The organism is Mesotoga infera (assembly GCA_011045915.1).
GTDB lineage: Bacteria > Thermotogota > Thermotogae > Petrotogales > Kosmotogaceae > Mesotoga > Mesotoga infera_D.
The window spans coordinates 1-3,252 of record DSBT01000283.1; the positions used below are offsets into that span (position 1 = coordinate 1).

Here is a 3,252-nt window from a genome sequence, read left to right on the forward strand (position 1 = left end):
CTATTGTTACCCCATTGCCATCAGTGCCAGCGGATCCTATACCGTTTCCGTATACTAGGATCTCATGCACGTTGACACTGCTTCCCGTAATGAGAAGGCCGGAACCGTTATGTGCAATATACGAGTTCGAGAGGTCACCACTCGAACTGAATATTAGGCCAAACCTTCGGTTGAGGAGGTCGTCGGAAGGTTTCGTGCCATCTGCTCTGGATCCCAGAATCAGGCCGGTCAGGTTGGCATTTGGTCCTTCGATTGTGAGAGCGGCCGACTGGTCCCCGAGGGACCCTCCGGCGTTGAAGAAAGCAATACTTGACAAAGAGAAATCTGATGCAGTACCCTCTGTTCTGAGACAGTTGGGGAGGTTGTTGCAGTCTATTTCGATCTCTGCCCCGGCGATCTCCGGTACACTTACTCTGCTGGTTCCTGCCACTCCTCCAGCAATCGAAGAAAGATTGCTCTTCGCAACTGAGTTACTATTACTGAATACGATCCCGTTGATCGATGTTCCCGCATCAGATATGCCGGGAAAAGCAGAAGCCGCCTTTATAGTCCACCAGCTATTGGTGCCTGAAGTGGAATTCTGCGGCGTCATCAAGACGAACTTCGCCGCGTTAGGTCCCTCTATTGCATTGGAATTGAGTACGAACTGCCTGAAAGTTCCCTGATTGCCGGGAGAGCCCGGATCGTTTATTCCGGAATCGGCAGAATTCACGACAACATTGAAGGAAAAACCATGGTCGATTCCATCGATCGGTTCTGTCGCCTCGGTAATGTCTGCAACGGACTGATGCTGGAAGTTGTTATCCTCTACAGCCATCGATGTCATAGAAAAAAAGTCAGACTCCAAAGGATTAACGCCTCCGAATGCCTGCAAATCTTGATAGGAACTGCCAATAAACTCGCGTTTGAAAGTCTGTTCGGCCCAGGCAGCTTCCGCTGAGAAGCCTGCTTTGATTCCTGCAGGAGCAATATCCCTTGAATTGACAGCAATATAGTATCTATAAGGCGGAAGAGGTCCGAACGAGTATGCGCCGCTGTTATCTGTGACGGTTTCAGCAACGAAAGAATCACCGTTGCTAAGCGTTTCATTTTCGTCTAGTTCTCTGTACAACCGTACTCGCACACCCTCTTTGGGCAAGTCTGTTCCGGGGACATATGAGTAACCGTCATTTCCGACATCTTCAAATACTATGCCGGAAATTGAAAGATTGAGGCTGCTGCATGTGTTTTCAAAAAGAGCCGCCTGTCGTAAATCACCGTCTGTATACTGAAGATACGAGTCCATTGTGTTTCCTTGATAGTCAACCAAAACGGCTTTGACGATGTAGTTGCCCTGAGGAATTAAAGAAGTGTTCCAGTTAAGTCTCCAGGGATTGAAACCGTCTGTAGAACTTGCATCGCCAATCAAAACCCAGTCAAAGCCGTCATCTGCGATTCCGTCTCCGTCGAAATCGAAATAGTAGAAGAATCTAACGCTTGATACGGATGAGCGGACCTGTCCGTCAACTAGTATGCTTGCATCTTGGACTAGAGCTTCGATTAGTGATGGTCCACAGCCTGTCACGGTTATTTTGGACGTGAGCGGAATCTGGCTGATCTGTCCGGTAGAGTTTATCGGGTCACCGAAGAGAAGGGGTTTATTCCTGTCCATGGTAAATGAGCCCTGATAAGCAAGGTCTTTCTGCACTGGATTGTTAGTGTTGGCGCTTGTAGTAAAAGCAAGTTGAAACACCGAATCTGACGTGAGCTTTGGTCCGCCCACGGAAGTAGCATCTAAAGCGGAGAGAGGCACTTGAAAATCCAGAATATAGACCGTTCCTGCAACCGGATCACTGAACTCAGTAACCCTGGTCCTCGAAAAATCCCAGACCGAGGGCAACGGGTCTCGGTCCCAGTTCGCTGGACCTTCAGGTTCGCCATCACTGTTTGTAGGGTTATATAAGTGTCTAGCACTGTCTTGTTTCCAGATCAGACCGCTGTCATACAGAAACTGATCCTTGACTGTGCTGTAGAAGACTTTTATGTCATCAGGCGCTGCTCCCGAGTCCGTTCCGTCGAGTTCAACTGCGAAGTCTCTAAATCCATCTCCATCTAGATCGATGAGGACTGTCCAGGTAGATGATATAAAAGGAGTACCCCTTCCAGTAAGTGCTAGCGGATTTCCACCCAGTATCATTCTGAACATCATGACTCCTGAATCGAAGTAAACCATCACAGATGGAAGAGAAGGCGAGCTAACTATATCGACGTTCGACGGTGAGACCGACCCCCCGCTTGATTGGTCTGCATTTCCAGATTCGTCGTAGACCACCTCGCCCTGGTAAGTGTACGGTTTCCATTCCCTTGACCCGGCGGTTGCGCTGAATACCCTCACATAATCGAATTCTACCTGAGCGGTACCTTCGAAACCCAATCCCATTCTTCCGCTCAAAATAGGGTTATCAAGATCGGTGTATCTTAGGACTTCTATGCCATTGACGTACATTGTGAAAGTGTTTCCAATAGAGGTGATAGATATCTCCTGCCACTGATTCCAGTCGAAACCTATTGAAGTAACTGAAGTGATAAGGGGAGCAGTCTCTATTCCATTGACAACTCTCCTTAGCGAGAATCGATTAGTATAATCTGAATCTATCTCAAATGAGTATCCATTGAAATTGGCCGCGCTTCCGTTTGTTCTGAAGAAGATCTTATAACTCGAATCGGTTTCATCGATATTCCCAGCTATTCTTGCAAGAGTCTTGATAGAATAGTTCGTCCAGGTTTCGCTTCCATTGAGTATCGAACGAAGTTCTCCGCTTCCACTTGCACTTAGGAGCCCATTTGAAGCGCTCCAGGAGCCGGTCGGGTAATAATCTGCCAGATCGGCAATATCGGAAAATTCGAAAGAAGCTATTATGGGGCTTGGATTGTCCGGCCAGGGAGCGGGAAATCCCACTGGGTCTACATAGCTTATTATTGCAAAAGACAGGGTGCAAACTCCTATCAGGAAAAGGATCATTATGAAAGTCAGCCTCTCTGCCATCATTCACCCGCAATCAGTTAGACAACAAACTCATTCTAGCGTTAAAAGCATAGACGTAATGAATCAGTATCTAATTTTAACTCATTCTAATTTATAATTCAACATACACTGTGCCAACGGTCTTCTCCAGGATTGAGTCTCCGGCTTTTATGTTTGTTATGTTAACCGTGTCCCCAACGCCTCCGAATATCCTTACGGGCCCTTCAACGTATGGCAGGTAGCGAAAC

At 47.4% G+C, this 3,252-nt stretch carries 1 protein-coding gene; it reads right to left on the reverse strand.

The annotated features are described in order from the left end of the window. A partial coding sequence (locus tag ENN47_09315; GenBank protein HDP78362.1) for a DUF1080 domain-containing protein occupies window positions 1–3,028 on the reverse strand: 3,028 nt, incomplete at its 3' end. Window positions 3,029–3,252 lie beyond the last annotated feature (224 nt).